This is a genomic window from Pseudomonas sp. G2-4 (assembly GCF_030064125.1).
Lineage (GTDB): Bacteria > Pseudomonadota > Gammaproteobacteria > Pseudomonadales > Pseudomonadaceae > Aquipseudomonas.
Window position 1 is genome coordinate 91,200 of record NZ_CP125957.1, and the last position, 14,952, is coordinate 106,151.

The following is a 14,952-nucleotide window of genomic DNA, read 5'->3' on the forward strand; positions in this document are numbered from 1 at the left end:
AATCGGCTACCGATTTCCAAAAGTCATAAGAACATCAGAATTCCAGGAGCTTTCACCATGTCGTCCATTCGCCGTTATGCCCTGGCCGCCCTGGCCAGTGCTGTTTTTGCAGGTTCCGCAGTCGCCAAGGACTATGAGTTGCTCAATGTCTCCTACGACCCGACCCGCGAGCTGTATCAGGATTACAACGCCGAATTCGCCAGTTTCTGGAAAAAAGCGCACCCGGATGACAGCGTGAAGATCCAGCAATCCCACGGTGGCTCGGGCAAGCAAGGCCGGGCGGTGATCGATGGTCTACGGGCCGACGTGGTGACCCTGGCTCTGGCTGGCGACATCGATGAAATCGCCAAGCTGGGCAAATCCCTGCCGCTGGATTGGCAAACACGCCTGCCGGACGCCAGCACGCCTTACACCTCGACCATCGTGTTCCTGGTGCGCAAGGGCAATCCCAAGGGCATCAAGGATTGGGGCGACCTGATCAAGAATGACGTATCGGTCATCACCCCGAACCCGAAGACCTCCGGCGGCGCTCGCTGGAACTTTCTCGCCGCCTGGGCTTATGGCCTGAAAGCCAACGGCGGGGACGAAGCCAAGGCCAAGGAGTACGTGCAAGCGCTGTTCAAGCACGTGCCGATCCTCGACACCGGCGCCCGTGGCTCGACCATTACGTTCGTCAACAACGGTCAGGGCGACGTGTTGCTGGCTTGGGAAAACGAGGCCTTCCTGGCGCTGAAGGAAGAGGGTGGCGCCGACAAGTTCGACATCGTCGTACCGTCGCTGTCGATCCTCGCCGAACCGCCGGTGGCGGTGGTGGACAAGAACGCCGAGAAAAAGGGCAACGCTGAAATCGCTGAAGCCTATCTCAAGCACTTGTACAGCCCGGCCGGCCAGGAAATCGCCGCGAAGAACTTCTATCGTCCACGTGACAAGGACGTTGCCGCCAAGTACTCCCGGCAGTTCCCGAAACTGGAGCTGGTGACCATCGACAAGGACTTCGGTGGTTGGAAAACCGCCCAGCCAAAATTCTTCAATGATGGCGGCGTGTTCGACCAGATCTATCAGGCGCAGTAAGCTGGGGTTTGTCTTAAATTGCCAGTTGGTCAGGCCATGGACCTTGTGGGAGCGAGCCTGCTCGCGAAGACGGCGTCTTGTTCGACATCGATGTCGACTGAGCCGGCGCTTTCGCGAGCAGGCTCGCTCCCACAGGATGTTTAGCTGACAATTCCTTGTGGCAAGGGAGCCAGTTCTCCCGCCACATCAACCAAGGACTTCTATGTCGCGTCGCATATCCCCCGTCATACCCGGCTTCGGGCTGACGCTGGGCTACACCCTGGTGTACCTCAGTCTGATTGTGCTCATCCCCCTGGCGGCGATGTTCGTGCATGCCGCCCAACTCACCTGGGAACAATTCTGGGCGATCATCTCGGCGCCACGGGTGCTGGCTGCCTTGAAGCTCAGCTTCGGCACCGCGCTGTACGCCGCGATCATCAACGGCGTGATCGGTACGCTGCTGGCCTGGGTGCTGGTGCGGTACACCTTCCCCGGCCGCAAGATCATCGACGCGATGATCGACCTGCCGTTCGCACTGCCCACCGCCGTGGCCGGTATTGCCCTGACCGCGTTGTATGCGCCGACCGGCCTGGTCGGCCAGTTCGCCACTGACCTGGGGTTCAAGATCGCCTACACGCCGCTGGGCATCACCCTGGCGCTGACCTTCGTGACGCTGCCGTTCGTGGTGCGTACGGTGCAGCCGGTGCTGGCTGATATTCCCCGTGAAGTCGAAGAGGCCGCCGCCTGCCTCGGTGCCAAGCCGTGGCAGGTGTTCCGCCACATTCTCGTACCGGCGTTGCTGCCGGCCTGGTTGACCGGCTTCGCCCTGGCGTTTGCCCGTGGCGTGGGCGAGTACGGCTCGGTGATTTTCATCGCCGGCAACATGCCGATGAAAACCGAGATCCTGCCGCTGCTGATCATGGTCAAGCTTGATCAATACGACTACACCGGCGCCACCTCCATCGGCGTGCTGATGCTGGTGGTTTCCTTCGTCCTGTTGCTGCTGATCAACCTGCTGCAGCGGCGCATCGAAACCCCATAAGGAGGCGCGAACATGTCCCAATCGTCTATTTCCGCGGCCTCCACCAACGCCGCCCGCCGCGGCAGTGCAATGTCGCGGCGAGTCCTGATCGGCCTCGGCTGGCTGATTTTTGCGCTGTTTCTGCTGCTACCGTTGTTCATCGTGGTGTCCCAAGGGCTGAAGTCCGGCCTGGGGGCATTCTTTACCGCGATCTTCGAACCCGACGCATTGTCGGCGCTGAAGCTCACGGTGTTCGCCGTGCTGATCTCGGTGCCGCTGAACCTGGTGTTCGGCGTCAGTGCCGCGTGGTGCGTGAGCAAATATTCATTCCGTGGCAAGAGCATGCTGGTGACGCTGATCGACCTGCCGTTCTCGGTGTCGCCGGTGATCGCGGGCCTGGTGTATGTGCTGATGTTTGGCGCCCAGGGTTTGTTCGGACCGTGGCTGTCGGATCACGACATCCAGATCGTGTTTGCGCTGCCGGGCATCGTGCTGGCGACGATTTTCGTCACCGTGCCGTTCGTGGCCCGGGAGTTGATCCCGCTGATGCAGGAGCAGGGCACCCAGGAAGAAGAAGCCGCGCGCCTGTTGGGCGCCAATGGCTGGCAGATGTTCTGGCACATCACCGTGCCGAACATCAAGTGGGGCCTGATCTATGGCGTGGTGCTGTGTACCGCCCGGGCCATGGGCGAGTTCGGCGCGGTGTCGGTGGTGTCCGGGCACATTCGCGGGGTGACCAACACCCTGCCGCTGCACGTCGAGATCCTCTACAACGAATACAACCACGTGGCCGCGTTCGCTGTGGCGAGCCTGTTGCTGATCCTGGCGCTCTTGATCCTGCTGCTCAAGCAGTGGAGCGAAAACCGAATCAACCGCCTGCGCGCCAGCGCCGCAGAGGAATAAGTCATGTCGATCGAAGTTCGTAACGTCAGCAAGAATTTCAACGCCTTCAAGGCCCTGGACGACATCAGCCTGGACATCCAGAGCGGCGAGCTGGTGGCGCTGCTGGGCCCGTCGGGTTGCGGCAAGACCACGTTGCTGCGGATCATCGCCGGCCTCGAAACCCCGGACCAGGGCAACATTGTGTTCCACGGTGAAGACGTTTCCGGCCACGATGTGCGTGATCGCAACGTCGGTTTCGTGTTCCAGCACTACGCCTTGTTCCGTCACATGACGGTGTTCGACAACGTCGCCTTTGGCTTGCGCATGAAGCCCAAGCAGCAGCGCCCGAACGAAAGCCAGATCGCGACCAAGGTCCACGAACTGCTGAACATGGTGCAGCTGGATTGGCTCGCCGACCGTTACCCGGAGCAGCTGTCCGGCGGCCAGCGCCAGCGTATCGCCTTGGCCCGCGCATTGGCGGTGGAGCCCAAGGTGTTGCTGCTGGATGAGCCCTTCGGTGCCCTGGACGCCAAGGTCCGCAAGGAACTGCGTCGCTGGCTGGCGCGGCTGCACGAGGACATCAACCTGACTTCGGTATTCGTGACCCACGACCAGGAAGAAGCCATGGAAGTCGCCGACCGGATCGTGGTGATGAACAAGGGCGTGATCGAGCAGATTGGCTCACCGGGCGACGTCTACGAGAACCCGGCCAGCGACTTTGTGTATCACTTCCTCGGCGACTCGAACCGCCTGCACTTGGGTGAGGATCGGCACGTGCTGTTCCGCCCCCATGAAGTCTCGCTGTCGCGCTCGGAGCTGGAAGACCACCACGCCGCCGAAGTACGCGACATCCGGCCGCTGGGCGCCACCACCCGGGTGACCCTGAAGGTGGAAGGCCAGAGCGAGCTGATCGAAGCTGAAGTGGTGAAGGATCACGACAGCCTGGTGGGCCTGGCGAAAGGGGAGACGTTGTTCTTCAAGCCCAAGGTCTGGCAGAAGGTCGCCAATCTTTAGGATCAAAAGCATCGCGAGCAAGCTCGCTCCCACAGTAGAGCTTCGGTGAACACATAATTTGTGAACATATGGAGATCCCCTGTGGGAGCGAGCTTGCTCGCGATGGCGCCCTCACTGACACCCCGAGCCGAATCCGAATAACACCGCCCGACCTTGCTTCGATTGGTTCTACTCCAACACCTTTTCCCATCTCAAACCCTACCTAGACTCTGAGTTGCCAGGAGGCAGTAAGAGTCCAACGACGGACCGGTGTTATCTCCTGGCGCCCTGATGCCAAGGAGATGAAGTATGAGAATGGAAGTCAGTCGGCACGGCCCATTTGGCTGTGCCTTGATAAGCGTTTTATTGAGCCCATCCATCAGCGCCACCCCCTCGTTGTCGCCGCAGATACCTTTCGATGTCACGGTTACCGGCGAGCATCCCACTCTGGTCAGTCTTCAGCGCGATTTCGATGACCTGTCATGGCAGACCTTCATCGCCTTGAGCTGGCCGGCGCTGGATAACGGTGAGCCGAATACCGGCACGCCTATCGGCAAGCAGGATGGCGCCACCGTGTGGGAAAGCTGGAAAGAGAGCTACCAGATTTTCCGCGCCAAGGGCCAGGCGCCGTTGCCCTGGAACGCATCGGCGACCCTCCCTGAAGCGTGCAAGTCGCTCAAGCCCGGTCGCCTGTTGCAACAGATGGGCAAGGTGCCCGATGTGCTGGACGAGTTTATCCAGCCCTTCGAGAGCGGCCCGCTGGTGGACCAGAACGGTACCTACACGCGCAACGAAATCGTGGTTAACCAATCGATGTTCAACGGCATCGTCGACAACGGCCTGTACAGCATCGAAGGCCAGCAGAAGTTCTTCGCCGCCAACCCGAACAACACCGTGGCCTTCAGTTGCGGCTCCACCGAGACCAAACAGGTCGGCGCGGTGATGGTCAAGGCGTCGTGGAAAGTGCTGGGCCCCAACGACAACCGCCAGGATTTCCACACTGTCGATGCACTGGTCTACACCCCGGGCAACAACGACCCGAGCCATGGGCCGATTGTCGAGGAGTCGTGTGTGTCCGAGCCGGTCGGGTTGGTGGGATTGCACATGGTCCATAAGACCGCCAGCGCGGCGCAGTGGGTCTGGTCAACCTTTGAGCATGTCAAAAACGTGCCGGAAAAAACCACGCCTGTGGCCCAGCGGACGGGGCCTTATCTGTTCTACAACGCAGCCAGCAAAAGCGACATCAACCAGCCGCCGCCACGGCCATGGAACCCGGCGGTCAAGGCGACTCCCTCGCAGATCGTGCGGGAAGTGCCGCTGACCGACGCCACCAAGGCCCTGAACAGCACCTATCAGGCGCTGTTGCGTACGGTGAACCCACAGAGCGTCTGGGCGAACTATCAACTGATCAGTACCCAGTGGCCGTCAGATCCGCCCAAGAACTGCCAGGTATCGGCTGCCAACCCGCTGGGCAGTCCCGCCCCCTCGTTCCTCGCCAACGCCACGCTGGAAACCTACATCCAGGGCACCGTGCCCCAGGCGTCCTCCAGTTGCATGGCGTGTCACGGCAATGCGGCGACCCATGTCACCGAATCACCGCGCACCAGCTTCGCGGATTTCACTTATTTGCTCGAACGCGCACAGTCCACCAGTGGACAAGGAGCCAAGCAATGAGCAGCAATCTGGATAATTTCGTAGGCCTGTCGTCGGCCCTGATTGGCATCTCGGCGGATCGTTTGGCACCGCAGATCGACCCGGTCGGTTTGCCGCCGATTTTTCTCGATTACATCACTGCGCGAATCCCTTCCGCGGTGCTCAACACGCTGTTGACTCAATACGCCACGCTGGTGGCTGACCAGGTACCGCCCGACCAGATCGCCCAGCAGATACTGAAGTTCAACATGCAACCGACGATTCCAGACACCGTGCTGGCAGCGCGCTCGATCATGAAGCTGTGGTTGTTGGGCGTCTGGTATCAACCGTTCGATATGGCGCCTTTCAAGAAAGATGATTCGGCGGTGGTGTCCGATCAGGCCTACATCCACAGCTGGGCCTGGAAAATCGCCCAGGCCCACCCGATGGGCTACAGCGAATCGTTTTTTGGGTATTGGCAAAGCGCGCCCTCCAGCCTTGAAGATTTGACCGGCGTATCCGCCAACGGACAGCAAGGAGCGTTGTCATGAGTACCGAACAAGCCGAAGTGGTGATCGTTGGCGCAGGTCTGGCCGGTAGCATCATTGCCTATCAGTTGGGCATGGCCGGTATTGATGTACTAGTACTCGAATCGGGGCCGGAGATACCGGTCAATCGTGCTCAGTATCTGGAGCGTTTCTATACCGCGACGCTGAAAACCCCTGAGTCACCCTATCCCCCGAGTACGACGCTAGACCGACACCTCACCGGGCCGGCCAAACTGAACGCTCCGCGCGCGACCATTGCCGATCTGCTCAATGACAACTGGAACAATCCGGCGGTCAGCTACTTGGTACAAAAGGGCCCGCTGCCCTTCACGAGTACTTATGAACGAGTAGGTGGCGGCACGACATGGCATTGGGTCGGAACCTGTCTACGCATGGTGCCGAACGATTTTCGTTTGAGGTCGAAATATGGCGTCGGGGTGGACTGGCCGATTGGTTATGACGATCTGCAAAGCGCCTACTGCCGGGCGGAAGCGGAAATCGGGGTGTCGGCCAACGTCGCTGACCAAGCCTATCTGGGCATGACCTTTCCTGAGGGTTATGCGTTCCCGATGCGCAGCATTCCGTTATCCCTGGTCGATGGCAGCTTTGTCACCGCCGTCACGGGGCAGACGTTCGATAATTTGCCGCTGGTGGTCAGCCCGACGCCGGCCGGGCGCAACTCTGAGCCTTATGCCGGGCGCCGGGTATGCGCCGGTAACACCAACTGCACGCCGATCTGCCCGATCCAGGCCAAGTACGACGCCACCGTGACCATGAACAAGGCGTTGAACACTGGCAAGGTCCGAGTGCTTTATCGGACCGTGGCCAGCAAGGTAACCGTTGGCGTCGACGGCAACGTCAATGGCATCGAGTTCATGCAGTATCAGTTGGAAGACGGTCCCAATACTGGAACAGGCGTGGCCGTTGCACAGCGCTATGTGATCGCCGCCCATGCGATCGAAACACCGAAACTGTTGCTCAACTCCAAGACTGACGTTTGGTCCAAGGGCGTCGCCAACAGCAGCGGCCAAGTAGGCCGCAGCCTGGCTGACCATCCCATTTATCTGGCCTGGGGGCTGATGCCCGAGGGCAAGGCGATTTTTCCTTATCGGGGACCGCTATCGACGGCTGGCATTGAAAGCCTGCGCGACGGCGCCTTTCGCAGCGACCGCGCGGCTTGGCGTATCGAGATTGGCAACGAAGGTTGGAACTGGCCTGCCGGTGACCCCTACACCACAGTGGCTGACTTTATCGACGGGACGAACATTGGGAAGACCAACCCGAGTAACACATTGCTATCGGGAACGGCGCTGGTGCGCAAGCTCAACGACGTCTTCACCCGCCAGTTCCGGATTGGCTTTTTAGTGGAGCAGGTGGAGGAGGATCCCGATCACTCCGACAGCTATATCCAGCCCTCGACGGATAACCTCACGGATGGGCTCGGCATTGTTCGGCCGGAAATCCACTACAACCTCTCCCCGTACACCAGGAAAGGTTTCCAGCAGGCGAAAATATTGGCGACGCATATCATCGAGGATTTGCTCGGTGCCCAGGAACTGACGGACATCATCGGGCCTGGATGCTTCACTTACGATGAGGTGCCCTACAGCTTCCAGGGCGCCGGTCACCTGATGGGGACTTACCGCATGGGCGATGACCCCAAAAAGTCGGTCGTGGATAAATACCAGCGCAGTTGGGACCACAAGAACCTGTTCCTGGTGGGCGATGGCGTCTTCCCGAGTACCGGGACCTCGAACCCAAGCCTGACAATCGCCGCGTTGTCATTCCAGGCCGGGGATACGTTGGCCAATGACCTGCGGGCGGTCACAATGCAGGTTCAATCCAACATTGCCTGGCAGGGCACCGGCGTGCAGGTCAACGAGCTGGTACCGCGCGTGGTTCGCTACGTCAGTGGGCTATGGTGTGCCAGCCCGCAAGGCGGCAATGTCGATGGAAATGGCGGTTCGAGGCACATCGACTACAGCAGCTATGCCTTGCCCGGTGCCGCCGAAGGCGCCTTGATCGGTCGTGTGGGCATTGGTGGCAAGCCGTTCTTGGTGGGTGATCTGGCGCAGGTGCCGGGCGACCAGCAAGGGGAACTGCAACTGTGCATCAACGATGACCTGACCGGGCAGCACGGGTCTGGCTTGAAAGATAACACCGGTGCGCTGACGATTCGGGTCGAGTTTGGCACCCTGTAACGCCTGAGCGGTAAGGCCTAACTCCTGTGGGAGCGAGCTTGCTCGCGATAGCGGTGGGTCAGTCGACACGGATGTGTCTGACCGAGCGCAATCGCGAGCAAGCTCGCTCCCACAGAGGGGCATTGTTTTTTCACGCCGCCGAACGCTGGTTGCGCAACGCCACCGGCCCGACGCGCTCTTCAATGGCCCGCTTCAGATCGCTCCTGAGCCCCAGCAGGAAACCCGCTTCCACCACCACGAACAACGGCCCGACAATCAGCCCGCTGAGGTCGTCGACGAACGCCGGTTTGCGCCCCTCGTAATAGTGACCGACAAACTGGATCACCCAACCCACCACGAACATTCCCAGGCCACTGCCCAGCCATACCGCCGTGCTTTGCGCGGCCAGTGTCTGGCCCAGCCATACCGCCAGGCCCAGCAGCACCGTCATCAGCACGCCCAGGCGCACTTCCAGGCGCAGATAGAAGCCGGCACTGGCCACGGCCACCAGCAACGCCGGCGACACCAGCACTGCACCCATCGGCCACCCGGGTCGTGACAGCAGCACCGCGACGGCGATGAAGATCAGCGGAATACCGATGAAATGGCTGGCGATGTTCCGCGGGTCGCGGTGGTACGCGGCATATTGACTGAGATGATCGACGAGGCTTTTCATTGTTGTTCCTCCTGAGGTGATGCCTGCATGATGCCCAGGTTCCACACGGTGTTCTGTCAGCTAGCCGACACTTGTCCCGGAGTTTCCATGAACGCGCATCCCTGGCACTCGCACCTGATGGCCGGTCACTGGTACAGCCATTTGCCTGTTGAGTTACAGAATAGTCTGCTGCAGATATCGCGGGTGCGCCGTCTGCCGGCGGGCCATCGGCTGTTCCAGCGTGGCGATCCTCCTTGCGGCATGTACGCTGTGCTGGAAGGCGCGGTGCGAGTCGGTTCGGTGAACGAGCAGGGCAAGGAGGCGCTGCTGAGCGTAGTGGAAGCCCCCCACTGGTTCGGCGAAATCTGCCTGTTCGATGGCCAGCCGCGTACCCATGATGCGGTGGTTGTGGGCCAGTGCACGTTGCTGCACTTGCCTCAAGCAGCATTACTGACGTTCCTGGAGCAGCAGCCGCACTATTGGCGGCATCTTGCGCTGCTGATGAGCCACAAACTGCGCCTGACGTTCATCAACCTCGAACAATTGAGCCTGATGCCCGCCCCGGCCCGGGTGGTCCACCGCTTGCTGCAGATCGCCCAAGGTTACGGCGAAATCGAACCGGCGCGCCGAGTCCTGCAACTGCCCCAGGAACAACTGGCGCTGATGCTTTCGCTGTCACGCCAGACCACCAACCAGATCCTCAAGGACTTGCAGGCCCAGGGCATTCTTCACCTGGGTTATGGCGAGATCGAAATTCTCGACATTGAGCGGTTGCGGGCGCTGACCACAATCTGAAACCGACCTGAACCCTGTGGGAGCGAGCTTGCTCGCGAAGGCGACAGGTCAGTCGACATCAATATTGACGCATACATCCTGTGGCGAGGGAGCTTGCTCCCGCTGGCCTGCGCAGCAGGCCCTTGCATGTCTATAGGCGGATCGCATTGGCCGGTTTTGCGACTGCTGCGCAGCCGAGCGGGAGCAAGCTCCCTCGCCACAGGGTCGGGGTTGTCTGGGCGAATGTCATCGCTAGCCCAGCCAACGCAAACCCCTAGTGCAACCCCTCCCGAAACTGCCCCGGCGTCATCCCGGTCCAGCGTTTGAACGCGCGGCTGAAGCTGCTGGTGTCGGCAAATCCCACCAGGTAACTGACCTCACTCAGCGAGCAGTGCGGATCACGCAGGTGCAGCAACGCCAGGTTTTCCCGGCACTCATTGAGCAGCGCGTCGAAGCGACAGCCTTCGTCGGCCAGGTGCCGTTGCAGGCTGCGCAGGCTCAGGTGCATGGCCTGGGCGATACGTTCGGCGCTGGGCTCGCCTTCGGGCAGTTGGGCCTCGATGGCTGCCCGCACCTTGCGCTCCCAGGTCAGCGGCTTGAGCTGCGCGAGGGTGCGTTCGAGCACCGTTTCGTTGTGTTCGGCCAGCTCCGGGTTGGCGTCGTCCAGGTGGCTGTCGAAATCCGTGAGGTCGAACTCCAGGCAATCCTGCGCGGCACCAAAATGCACTGGCGAACGGAACACTTTGTGCCAGGGGCCGGGATCCATTGGCTCCGGGCGCCGCAGGTACACCGCCAGCGGTGCGTAATCTCGGCCCAGCCGGTTGCGACAGGTGCGCACATAAATCGCCGCGAACGCGTCGATGGCTTCAAAGGCCGGCGCCGGTCGGCCCTGGGGCACATCCAGGCTGAAGCGGTAGCGGTCTTCGCCGCGACTCAGTTGCAGCGTCAGCGCATCGCTGACCACCGGGTGATACCGCACGATCCGTTCGAACACTTCTCGCAGGCTGCCGCTTGCCACCAGGGCGTAACCCAGCGCATGAAACGTGGTGGGGCTGACGAAACGCGAGACCCGCAAGCCGATGGCCGGGTCGTTGCTGGCCTGCACCGCCAATGTCCACAGGCGGGTGGTGGCCGAGAGTGGGTAACGGGCATTCGGGTCGTCCATCCACTGTGGATCGAGGCCAGCCTCGACGCACAGGGCGTGGCTGTCCAGGCCCAGCGCATCGAGCTGTTTGCGCAGGGCGCGGGTCCAGCTGGCGAGGGAGGTCGGTTCAGTCATGACGATTGGCGCTTGCGGTCAACAGGTTGGCGTTTACGGCTACCACCCCATGGGACAACGCCCGGCAGGATGTGCACATCTCTAACAGAGGATGTAAGCCATGCACGGCACTTGCGCAAGCCCCGAGCGATTGAATGCACAACAGCGATCCGCCCATATTCGCCAGGTGGTCCTGGCCCGGGGCGATGAACTGCGCCAGCGCTATCCGATTTTGCGCCACCAGGATGTGTTGGGCGCGGGCATCCTGGCGTTCGCCCTGGCCGGGATGATCGGTTCGGCGCTGCTCTACATCAATGGTCACCTGGCCGGGTGGGCGTGCTTGCTGCTCAACGCTTTTTTCGCGTCCCTGACCCACGAGCTGGAACACGACCTGATCCACAGCATGTATTTTCGCAAGCAACGCCTGCCCCACAACCTGATGATGGGCCTGGTGTGGCTCGCGCGACCGAGCACCATCAATCCGTGGATCCGTCGCCACCTGCACCTCAACCATCACAAGGTGTCCGGCAGCGAGGCCGACATGGAAGAGCGTGCCATCACCAACGGCGAGCCCTGGGGGTTGGCGCGGTTGCTGATGGTCGGCGACAACGTCATGTCGGCGTTCATCCGCCTCTTACGGGCCAAGACCTGGGCACACAAGCGCAGCATCCTCAAGCGCACCCTGAAGGTTTATTTCCCGCTGGCGCTGCTGCATTGGGGCGCCTGGTATGTGTTTCTCGGTTTTCATGGGGCCAACGGCGTCGCGGGCCTGCTGGGTACTTCGATGGATTGGTCTACGACCACGTTGTCGGTCATGCACGTGATCGACATCGCGGCGGTGGTGATCATCGGGCCGAATGTATTGCGCACTTTTTGCCTGCACTTCATCAGCTCGAACATGCACTACTACGGCGACATCGAGCCGGGCAATGTCATCCAACAGACCCAGGTACTCAACCCTTGGTGGTTGTGGCCGTTGCAGGCGTTCTGCTTCAACTTCGGCAGCAGCCACGGGGTCCATCATTTCGTGGTGAAGGAGCCGTTCTACATTCGCCAACTGACGGTGCCGGTGGCTCACAAGGTGATGCGGGAGATGGGTGTGCGGTTCAATGACTTCGGCACGTTCGGGCGGGCGAATCGGTTTGTGGGCGAGGAGGGGGCGGTGCGTGAGGAAGGGGATGCGGTTCGGGTTTGAAGCGCACCCCTTAATGGATGAAAAACACAACCTTGTGGCGAGGGAGCTTGCTCCCGCTCGGCTGCGCAGCAGTCGCAAAATCAGGCAGCGCGGTCTGCCTGAGGAACTGCTGGGGGCCTGCAGCCCCAAAAAGCAGGGCCGCTGCGCGTCCAGCGGGAGCAAGTTCCCTCGCCACAGGGAACGGGGTGCGACTAGAACTGGTAACTCACCGTAGCCGCCACATTGCGCTCTTCGCCCATGTAGCAAAAACTCAGGCTGGCGCACGAAGCGACGTAGGTTTCGTTCGTCAGGTTGTTCGCGTTCAGGCGAACGTCGACGCCTTTCAAGCCGACCTTGCCCAAGTCATACCCCACCGAGGCATCGAACAGCGTGTAGGACGGCACCTTCATGGTGTTCTCCGCGTCGGCCCAGCTGTAGCCGACGTAACGCACGCCGCCGCCCAGGCGCAGGCCATCGAGTGCGCCGCTGTCGAACTTGTAGTCAGCCCACACCGAGGCCATGTGACGCGGCGCCTGGGTCGGTGAGTTGCCTTTGTTTTCGATGATGTCGGTGGCGGTGCTCAAGGTGCTGATCATCGATTTCGAGTATTCGACATCGGTGAAGGTATAGCTGCCCAGCACTTTGAACTGCTCGGTCAACTGCAGGTGGGCTTCCAGTTCCAGGCCCTGGGACCGCACGGCGCCGACGGCGCGGTAGAAGTTGTCCTGGGGCAGTTTGGTCGCCAGGTTTTCCTGGTCGATGCGAAACAGCGAGGCCGTGTACAGGTCATCCGTGCCCGGGGGCTGGTACTTCAGGCCCAGCTCCCATTGCTTGCCATCGGTGGGCGGCAGCGGGTTGCCGGCGCTGTCGGCGTAGGAGTTCGGGTTGAACGACTCGGAGTAGCTGATGTACGGCGCCAGGCCGTTGTCGAACAGGTACAGCGCCCCGGCGCGGCCAGTGAGTTTGGTGCGTTTGTCGTTGATCTCGGTGCCTTCCGGGCGTCCAAATTCAGCGATGCGGTTTTCATCCGAGGTTTCGACCCAGTCCTGGCGCAGGCCAAGGGAGAAGCGCCACTTGTCCATTTCGATCAGGTCTTGCAGGTAGACACCGGTCTGCTCCAGGCGCCGCAGGTAGCTGGTGGGGCTGAAGTAGCTGATGGTCGAGTTGCCGTAGACCGGGTCGAAGGCGTTGATTGGGGCCAGGCTGCCGCTGGTCCAGTCGACCACGGTTTTACGCCGCTGGTAGTCGGCGCCCATCAGCACGGTGTGCTTGGTCGCGCCGGTGAAAAATTCAGCCTGCAGCATGTTGTCGACGATGAACGAATGGAGCTTTTCTTCGGCGCCGGTGTAGTAGCGGTTCAGCTCGTTGCTGGTGGGCGTGGTCCAGTCGTAGGCATAGACCTGATCGTTCTTGACCTCGGAATCCAGGTAACGGAAGTTCTGCCGGGCGGTAAAGACATCGTTGAAACGGTGTTCGAACTGGTAGCCGAACGACTGCTGGTCACGCTCATAGCGGTCGATGCCGGGTTCGCCTTCGAAGAAGTGCTCGGAAATCCGCCGCCCGTTACGCGGGTGCAAGGCGCCGTCGGCTGGCATGCCGCCGTGGTAGCCGCCATCGGGATCATGCTGCAGGTAGGCCTGGAGCGTCAGCGAGGTGTCCTCGCTGAAGTCGATGTTCACCGTTGGCGCGAGGGCGAAGCGCTTTTCCTCGGTGTGGTCGAACTGGGTGTCGGAGGTATCCGCCAGGCCGATCAGGCGATAAGTGATGCGCTTGTCATCGTCCACGGGCCCGGTGAAGTCGAAGCCCATGCCGCGTTGGCCCTGGGTGCCGACGGTGGCCTGGACCTGGTGATAGGCCTCGTACTGGGGCTTCTTGCTGGTGAGTGCCACCAGGCCACCCGGGGAACTGCGGCCATAGAGCACCGAGGACGGTCCCTTGAGGATGTCGACCCGTTCCAGGAAGTACGGATCGACCTGCATGGAGCTGTAGGTGCCGCTGTCGCCCATGGACTTGAGGCCGTCGAGGTAGATGTTGTCCACCGAGCCGTCGTTGAAGCCACGCATCGCCACGTAGTCGTAGCGGTGGGTCGCGCCGTAGGGGTTGGTCAGCACGCCGGGGGTGTAGCGCATGGCCTGGGACACGGTTTGCGCGCCCTGGTCGTCCATTTGCTCGCGGGTGACCACGGACACGCTTTGCGAGGTTTCCCGCAGGGCGGTACTGGTCTTGGTGGCGACCTGGCTGTGGGTGGCGTTGTAGCCTTCCATGCTGCCCAGGGCGTTACCCAGGGCGAAGCCTTTGATGTCGGTGGCCGGCAGCGCCAACGTGTTGCCCTGGACCTCGGTTTGCAGCACATAGCTGCTGCCGTCCGGGCTGATGGCAACCAGGCCCGAACCGCTGAGCAAATGGCTCAGGGCCTGGTCTGGCGAGTACTCGCCTTTGAGCCCCGGCGACTGGACGCCGCCGGTTTGCTCCGGGGTGCTTGCCAGGGTAATCCCGGCCTGGCGGGCGAACTGGTTCAACACATCGCTCAGCGGGCCGGCGGCGATGTTGTAGCTCTGGCGGCTGGCGGCCAGGCTGTCCTGCGCGGCGATAGCGAGCATCGGCACGGCGCCCATGCCCAGCGCTGTGGAAAACAGCGCGGCATGGATCGCTTGGCGCAACAGGCCCGGGGCCGAAGAAACGTCGAAGGAGGTCTTGAGAAGTACGCGCTCAGTCATTGTAGGTTCCGTTGGAGTCGCTGAAGGCCAATAAGCGTTGCTTACTGTCCTAGCCGGACTTGCACGCA

Annotated in this window: 12 protein-coding genes; 9 read left to right on the forward strand and 3 right to left on the reverse strand. The window is 61.3% G+C overall.

What is annotated here, in order from left to right; translation table 11 throughout:
* The first annotated feature begins 57 nt into the window (after window positions 1–57).
* The 7 genes from QNH97_RS00480 (at window position 58) to QNH97_RS00510 (ending at window position 8,327) form a co-directional block, all read left to right on the forward strand.
* Window positions 58–1,071 (forward strand): sulfate ABC transporter substrate-binding protein, encoded by a 1,014-nt coding sequence (locus tag QNH97_RS00480; RefSeq protein ID WP_283555112.1) that lies wholly within the window; start codon window positions 58–60, stop codon window positions 1,069–1,071.
* 202 nt (window positions 1,072–1,273) lie between these two features.
* Window positions 1,274–2,092 carry a sulfate ABC transporter permease subunit CysT gene (cysT, locus tag QNH97_RS00485; RefSeq protein WP_013692011.1) on the forward strand — a complete coding sequence of 273 codons (819 nt, stop codon included), beginning with the start codon at window positions 1,274–1,276 and terminating at the stop codon, window positions 2,090–2,092.
* A 12-nt stretch (window positions 2,093–2,104) separates the two neighbouring features.
* A complete protein-coding gene (cysW, locus tag QNH97_RS00490) occupies window positions 2,105–2,974 on the forward strand; it encodes a sulfate ABC transporter permease subunit CysW (protein ID WP_283555113.1) in 870 nt (289 codons plus the stop codon).
* Between the two features lie 3 nt (window positions 2,975–2,977).
* Entirely contained in the window at window positions 2,978–3,967 is a 990-nt protein-coding gene (locus QNH97_RS00495) for a sulfate/molybdate ABC transporter ATP-binding protein (protein ID WP_092225611.1), read from the forward strand.
* A gap of 288 nt (window positions 3,968–4,255) precedes the next feature.
* Window positions 4,256–5,620, forward strand: coding sequence for a cytochrome C (locus QNH97_RS00500; RefSeq protein WP_123344681.1), 1,365 nt, complete (start codon window positions 4,256–4,258; stop codon window positions 5,618–5,620).
* Complete coding sequence (locus tag QNH97_RS00505; RefSeq protein ID WP_283555114.1) at window positions 5,617–6,129, forward strand: sorbitol dehydrogenase; 513 nt, start codon at window positions 5,617–5,619, stop codon at window positions 6,127–6,129. The genes QNH97_RS00500 and QNH97_RS00505 overlap by 4 nt, the downstream gene beginning before the upstream one ends.
* A complete protein-coding gene (locus QNH97_RS00510) occupies window positions 6,126–8,327 on the forward strand; it encodes a GMC family oxidoreductase (protein WP_283555115.1) in 2,202 nt (733 codons plus the stop codon). Before QNH97_RS00505 ends, QNH97_RS00510 begins: the two co-directional genes overlap by 4 nt.
* 130 nt (window positions 8,328–8,457) lie before the next feature.
* On the opposite strand, the gene QNH97_RS00515 is transcribed toward QNH97_RS00510, so the two are convergent.
* Complete coding sequence (locus QNH97_RS00515; protein ID WP_283555116.1) at window positions 8,458–8,982, reverse strand: Mpo1 family 2-hydroxy fatty acid dioxygenase; 525 nt, start codon at window positions 8,980–8,982, stop codon at window positions 8,458–8,460.
* 87 nt (window positions 8,983–9,069) lie between these two features.
* On the opposite strand from QNH97_RS00515, the gene QNH97_RS00520 reads away from it, so the two are divergent.
* Window positions 9,070–9,756: a Crp/Fnr family transcriptional regulator gene (locus QNH97_RS00520; RefSeq protein ID WP_283555117.1), complete on the forward strand. Its 687-nt coding sequence runs from the start codon at window positions 9,070–9,072 to the stop codon at window positions 9,754–9,756.
* Between the two features lie 253 nt (window positions 9,757–10,009).
* Here QNH97_RS00520 and QNH97_RS00525 read toward each other — a convergent pair whose 3' ends face one another.
* Complete coding sequence (locus tag QNH97_RS00525) at window positions 10,010–11,014, reverse strand: AraC family transcriptional regulator (protein ID WP_283555118.1); 1,005 nt, start codon at window positions 11,012–11,014, stop codon at window positions 10,010–10,012.
* Window positions 11,015–11,114: 100 nt separating this feature from the next.
* On the opposite strand from QNH97_RS00525, the gene QNH97_RS00530 reads away from it, so the two are divergent.
* The gene (locus QNH97_RS00530) at window positions 11,115–12,188 is read left to right on the forward strand and encodes a fatty acid desaturase (RefSeq protein WP_283555119.1); all 1,074 of its coding nucleotides are present in this window, start codon (window positions 11,115–11,117) and stop codon (window positions 12,186–12,188) included.
* Window positions 12,189–12,379: 191 nt separating this feature from the next.
* Here the strand turns inward: QNH97_RS00530 and QNH97_RS00535 are convergent, their stop codons facing one another.
* Window positions 12,380–14,884 carry a TonB-dependent siderophore receptor gene (locus QNH97_RS00535; RefSeq protein WP_283555120.1) on the reverse strand — a complete coding sequence of 835 codons (2,505 nt, stop codon included), beginning with the start codon at window positions 14,882–14,884 and terminating at the stop codon, window positions 12,380–12,382.
* Between the last annotated feature and the right edge of the window lie 68 nt (window positions 14,885–14,952).

What these genes read in the sequence shown, in the direction of transcription:
- cysW (WP_283555113.1), top strand. Translation starts at nt 2,105, where the DNA reads ATGTCCCAATCGTCTATTTCCGCGGCCTCCACCAACGCCGCCCGCCGC.
- QNH97_RS00520 (WP_283555117.1), top strand. Translation starts at nt 9,070, where the DNA reads ATGAACGCGCATCCCTGGCACTCGCACCTGATGGCCGGTCACTGGTAC.
- QNH97_RS00505 (WP_283555114.1), top strand. Translation starts at nt 5,617, where the DNA reads ATGAGCAGCAATCTGGATAATTTCGTAGGCCTGTCGTCGGCCCTGATT.
- cysT (WP_013692011.1), top strand. Translation starts at nt 1,274, where the DNA reads ATGTCGCGTCGCATATCCCCCGTCATACCCGGCTTCGGGCTGACGCTG.
- QNH97_RS00510 (WP_283555115.1), top strand. Translation starts at nt 6,126, where the DNA reads ATGAGTACCGAACAAGCCGAAGTGGTGATCGTTGGCGCAGGTCTGGCC.
- QNH97_RS00515 (WP_283555116.1), bottom strand. Translation starts at nt 8,982, where the DNA reads ATGAAAAGCCTCGTCGATCATCTCAGTCAATATGCCGCGTACCACCGC.
- QNH97_RS00525 (WP_283555118.1), bottom strand. Translation starts at nt 11,014, where the DNA reads ATGACTGAACCGACCTCCCTCGCCAGCTGGACCCGCGCCCTGCGCAAA.
- QNH97_RS00480 (WP_283555112.1), top strand. Translation starts at nt 58, where the DNA reads ATGTCGTCCATTCGCCGTTATGCCCTGGCCGCCCTGGCCAGTGCTGTT.
- QNH97_RS00495 (WP_092225611.1), top strand. Translation starts at nt 2,978, where the DNA reads ATGTCGATCGAAGTTCGTAACGTCAGCAAGAATTTCAACGCCTTCAAG.
- QNH97_RS00530 (WP_283555119.1), top strand. Translation starts at nt 11,115, where the DNA reads ATGCACGGCACTTGCGCAAGCCCCGAGCGATTGAATGCACAACAGCGA.
- QNH97_RS00535 (WP_283555120.1), bottom strand. Translation starts at nt 14,884, where the DNA reads ATGACTGAGCGCGTACTTCTCAAGACCTCCTTCGACGTTTCTTCGGCC.
- QNH97_RS00500 (WP_123344681.1), top strand. Translation starts at nt 4,256, where the DNA reads ATGAGAATGGAAGTCAGTCGGCACGGCCCATTTGGCTGTGCCTTGATA.